A 5,731-nucleotide genomic window follows, 5' to 3' on the forward strand; every position below is an offset into this window, starting at 1 on the left:
CCATCTGGCGCTCCCGGTGGTGAACCTAAGAGATCAGATCACCAAACTGCGGGATAGTTCCCTGATTTGAGCAACAACGCCGAGTGGAGTTCCTCGATACCATCTTCATCGAAGGACATACCGACAACCGTCCCCTGCAGGGCTTTATGGGCAAGGGTAACTGGGGTCTGTCAACCTTCCGCGCCATTTCCCTCTGGCAGTTTTGGGAAAAATCACTCATCGGTGATGAACAACTATCCCGGCTGAAAAATAGAGATGGCCATCCCCTCTTTTCGGTCAGTGGCTATGGAGAAACACGGCCAGCGGTGTCTAATCAAGTGACGGAGACAGATTTTAAGCGTAATCGTCGCATCGACATTCGCTTTACCATCCGCAGACCAGACAGCACCCAATACGAACAAGTGAAGGAACGGCTGCAGAAGGAACTTCAGCAATGAAGTTGCCCGAGTCCAAACCCATGCCAACCACGTGGGGCCTACCCATGGTAAACGCCTGGACCGAACTCCAGACGAAGGCTTCCAGGATGGAAGGGACAGCAGGGCACAACGACGCCTTCAGCCAGATGCTGACCTTGCTGCGCAACATGGCCATATCAGGCCGGTTTGAGGCATTACCTGGGCTGCTAAAGCGCCGAGTCACTGCACGTGCCCTCAGCTGGTTTTGGCTTAGTGGTGACCGGTATGCCGAGCGGCTGCTCAGCCCCCAACTCCTCTCCGCGCTGCTGCATGCCCAACAACCCAGGCTGACCCGTATCACACTCCAGCAACTGGTACAGCTCTACTTTCGCCAATTCGACTTGCTAGACCAACATGATGGATTTCGTGCCCTGCTGGAACAGGCACTGCTGTTACAACTCGAGCAACTACCAGAACCCCGCATCCCCTCGCTGCGGCCCAACCCACTCATCAGCCTCAAACAAGAAGGGCACAAACTTCTTGGACTGGACGGCCCTCGTCAACTCGCCGAGCAGACGCTACAAGCAGGACGCGAGCTTGCTACAACATTTAGCGAACTGGGCCTGCAAGGCCTGGATGATGGCCGCTACGGCGATATCTGTCGGGCTCACTTCTATCTCGAGACCTTGCGCACTCTGTCACTGGTCGAATGGTCACCTGTGATGGATGAGCTGCTTAAACCCTCGGTCAGCAAGGCTCCCTTTGAGGGGGACCGCTGTATCGGCCATGCCGCGCTGGAGATCCTGATCGACCGCACAGGCCAGGAGCCCAGCGATGCCTGGCAAACCTTCATCCTCAACCTAGCAGGCGATCCCCGCATATCCAGCGCCGCCACAAATTACCGTCAATGGTGGCAACCACTGGGTGAGGCTCGCATCCAAAAAGTCAGAGGCTGGCTATCCAAAGAGGATCTTCGCCTCTTTTTGCAGGCCGTTGAGCAATATGGGATCCAGAGTCATAACGACGAATTACAGCGGATGTTTCCCGCCAGAAAGCTGTTTCTTGAGGGCTTGTTCAAACTCAAACTGATCCGTAATACCCGTCTGCTACTCGGTAACCGGGCCCAGCAAATCGTTAAGGGGATTTTGGGTAAGGAAGTAAAAACCAGCTTCGCCCCCATGGATGGGGCTATGAGCGATAAAGCGGTAATCTATCTGGACTGTGGCGATTTCTACCTGATTGAAGGCTCCCACAGTTTCAAAATTTGGGTCTATTTGGCCCCCCCAAGTGACATGCTGACCACGTATGAGAAACGCATATTCAGCCACGCAGCTCTGACCTCAACCATTCCTGCTGGCTACCAAAAACGATACGGGAATCTACCTCTCGCAAGCATCGTCCACACACCACACACTTGGCAGCACAAGGTCTTCACCTTCTTGGCAGACAACGGCATCGGTCTGGATATGGAGCAACTACTGAGTCGTCAGGACTACCAATACCAGCTGCGCCGCCTTGGCATTCCAGCCGTCAATCCCAAACGGACACTGGTGCCAACACCGAGTCAGCAGGCATCCCAGCCAACTGCCGTACCAGTGTCGCATCAGACGACTCAAGCCAGTTTCCAGTCTTCACAAACTGTCAGAACTACGGCGACGCCCCCCCATCAAGCCAAGCCTGAAACAGATACATCCCTGTCTTCAGCCAATACCACACGGGAAGTGAACAAGCTGTCAGCCGAGCTGGTTTCAAAGCTCAAATACAAAATCAAATACAAGAACAAGCCGGCTCCAGAAACGCCCCGTTCGGACGAGATAACCAACACTAACGTTGTTGAGACGCCATCGCTCTCCGAACTGTGCCCTCGAGTTAGCCAGCTCAAACCGCTAGAGCTCAAGGTACTGCAATACTTTGCCACCAATGCCGGTGACAAGGCCCGTCATGCCGCTAACGTCTTGGGTATGACAGTTCAAGAGGTCAATCAACAGCTTTACGGGCCCCTTGGTACACTCTGCTGGCAAGACGACCAATATGGCTGGCACCTCACATCCGTGGCTGCCGCGGAATTAACCGCTTATGAAGAGCATCACAGAGGCCACTAAATGCGCTTAGTCAAATTCTTGCGATCCTTTATTGGTGATACGGACAACGCCAGCAACAACCAGCCCGGTTTTCACAGCCAACCCGACTCCAGCGGGTTGAATTTTTACCTGCCAGCAGGTGAGTTCAAATCGCTGCAGGCCGGCCAAGGAAACACCCGGCAAAAGGTGCAACTCATCTGCCTCAACATGTTAGCTGAGCAGGGGGTGGCCGAGACCACCGCCAATGGCTTTCATCTTGAGGCGGAAGACATCTCTGGTATGGATGCCGAACAAGCCGAGATCCTTGATCTGCCGCCCCGCTTCCCCGGGCAATTTGTCACCACGATTCACGGCCGAACCGGTAACAGCGGTTTTCGGGTGGCCATAACAGCCAAGATGCCAGAAGGGGAAGCCCCCTTTTCCCGCAAAGGACCCTTTCTTTACTTGGGTAGCCAAGAGCGCTATTGGCTGACGCCGGCTGAGTTAGTGGGGCTGATGGCGTGGGAGCAACACGAGACCCTGGCAGCCGAGCAGCGAGGCGAAGCCGCCAACCTGCGACTGATGGCCGAACTGCAAACTGCGGCGCGCAGCGGTATGTCCATTGACCTCAGCCATTTTGAGCGCCTTGACGTAGTGGTGCCAGACAACATAGGCGTCATCGCCACCCGCATGCCGGATGGCAGCCTACAGCTTTGCCCCAGTCTGGGAGAGGGTTCCTCGCCAGATCAATTGCAGAAGCGATGGGCGCAGATCGATATGAGCGCCAATGGCGGTGTATTGCGAATCGATAATCGCGTGGTACTGCTGGACGAAACCCGGTTGGCCGGGATCCGCAACGTACTGGCCAATACTCGCATTCCAGCGGACAAGGTTGCCGAATTCATTGCCACCCCCACCGCCTTTTTGGATGCGGCCTTGGTCAACCTCGAAGTCGGTTTTTCCATTCGTGTCGCCGGCGTCGGCCGACTACAGCACATGGATTTTGGTGGCCTCGATACCCAACAGAACGACTGGTTTGCCCTGGGTGCTCGCCCCTCCCCTCCTGAGGTGCTGGCTGGAGTAATCCAGTCCCCCGAAGAACTGCGGCGCTTTGAGGAGCTGTTGCAGGCGGCGCGAGCCCAAGGCGCCACCTCACTGACCTTTGGTGAACAGACCATCGATATCACCAATGCCCAAGCCGTGGATGAACAGATCGAGGCTATTAAACGGCGTTTTGACCGTAATACCGACATTGATCAGGAACCCGGGTCGGAAGAACCAGAAGCCAGCGATGGGGAAACCAAAGAGCGTGTTGCAGTGATCCTCAAGGAGGCGGATGCCATCTATGCAACCTTGTTGAGCAAGGCCCATGCGGCCACCCTGCCAGTCTCACCAGACTGGTCACGGTATGCGCGCGCGCCCTTCCCTCACCAGCAAGAAGGCGTCGAATGGATGCTAAAACTGCTGAATGTGGCCTTGCATGAAGATCCCGAGGATCTCTACCGCTTACAGGGCGCCCTGCTGGCCGATGACATGGGGCTAGGAAAAACCTACATGACCCTGGTGGCCGTCGGTGAATACCTGCAGCGTCAACGCAGCCAGGGCCAGGCTGAAAAACCCATTCTGGTGGTGGCGCCCTTGAGCCTGCTGGAAAACTGGGAAGACGAGGTGGCCAAGACCTACAACACCGTGCCTTTTCGTGACTTGGTGGTGTTGCAGGCAGGTCGCGATCTGAAGGACTTTCGGATCCAGGGGGCAGAAAGAGAATCAGTGCAGCTGGCATCCTTTGCCGATGAAGACGACATGCTGGATGAGCAGAGCATCCGCTATGCCCTGGCCATAGGCCCAGAGGCAGGGATGCATCGGCTGGACATGGACAGACGCCTGGTACTGACCACCTATCAGACCTTGCGGGATTACCAGTTTTCACTCTGTCGCATCGACTGGGGCATGGTCATCTTCGATGAGGCGCAGAACATCAAAAACCCTAACACCCTGCAGACCCGAGCCGCCAAAGGCCTCAAGGCCGACTTCAAGCTGCTGGCAACCGGCACTCCGGTGGAAAACAGTCTGGGAGATTTCTGGTGCCTGCTGGATACCGCCCAACCCGGGTTACTCGGCAGTTGGCAACACTACCGGGATAGCTGGATCAAACCCATCCTGAATGCCGAAGAGTCAGAACGAGACCAAGTGCGCGCACAGATTGGCGAGCAGTTACGCCACACCGTAGGTACCTTCATGTTACGCCGGGTGAAGGAAGATCAGCTCAAGGGGCTGCCCAGCAAGACCATCTGCGGGGGTGTCGAGCAAGTCGATAGCCCACAGCAACGCTATCACCCCGAATTGGGCCGCGTCATGAGCGGCATGCAACTGCAGGCCTATGATGCCGTGCTGGATGATTACCGCAGTCGCAAGGCCACTACCGACAACATGCAAGGGGCCGCCCTGGCGGCACTCTCCCGGCTAAGAAGCATCTCGTTGCATCCCAGGCTGGATGACGAAAGTGCACTCTACAGCCAGGATGCCAAACAGGCTCGCCTGCTGATGCAAGAGTCCGGCAAGCTCACCATAGTCCTGCAGCTGCTGGAGCGGATCCGCAGCCAGAACGAAAAGGTCATCCTGTTTATGATGACCAAGCGGCTGCAGCGGGTACTCAAGCTCTGGCTGGATCAGATCTACAGCCTGGACATCGCCATCATCAACGGTGACACCAAGGCAGTGGCCAGCAAGGCCGAGGATCTGACCCGCAAGAAGCTGATTAGCCAGTTCGAGGCCAAGCCCGGCTTCAATGTACTGATCATGTCCCCCGTAGCGGCCGGGGTCGGGTTGACCGTGGTGGGTGCCAACCATGTGATCCACCTGGAGCGTCACTGGAACCCGGCCAAGGAGGCGCAAGCCTCGGATCGGGTCTACCGGATCGGTCAGCAAAAGCCGGTGTTTATCCATCTGCCGACCCTCACCCACCCGCAATATGATGCCTTCGATGTTCATCTGGATCGCCTGCTGCGGGGCAAGCTGATGTTAAAGGATGCCGTCGTCACCCCCGAAGCCGTCAGCGAACGGGAGATGACGCAAGCTATGGGGCTATAGACATCGCTGCCAAACGCGCCTTCCCCTGCCAGCCCCAAAGCCCGGTTGAACTCGGCGGCTTGGACGTGGGCGCCTCCCACATAGTGATCAGTTCTGGGGAAAAACGCGGCGCTGTTCCCTTTACGTGTTGGGGCAATCTATACTTGCAGTAAGTTCGCTGGACTGAGGTGCCCGCTATGGATACCA

3 protein-coding genes are annotated in these 5,731 nt (G+C 56.5%); all 3 read left to right on the plus strand.

The window, feature by feature from the left end; all coding sequences use genetic code 11:
* The first annotated feature begins 83 nt into the window (after positions 1–83).
* Positions 84–437: an OmpA/MotB family protein gene (locus ACYVG7_RS11360; protein ID WP_460883223.1), complete on the plus strand. Its 354-nt coding sequence runs from the start codon at positions 84–86 to the stop codon at positions 435–437.
* A gap of 86 nt (positions 438–523) precedes the next feature.
* A complete protein-coding gene (locus ACYVG7_RS11365; protein ID WP_460883224.1) occupies positions 524–2,497 on the plus strand; it encodes an EH signature domain-containing protein in 1,974 nt (657 codons plus the stop codon).
* On the plus strand, positions 2,498–5,545 hold the full coding sequence (locus ACYVG7_RS11370; protein ID WP_460883225.1) for a DEAD/DEAH box helicase: 3,048 nt from the start codon (positions 2,498–2,500) through the stop codon (positions 5,543–5,545).
* The last annotated feature ends 186 nt before the right edge of the window (positions 5,546–5,731 follow it).

The organism is Pseudaeromonas pectinilytica, from assembly GCF_054780855.1.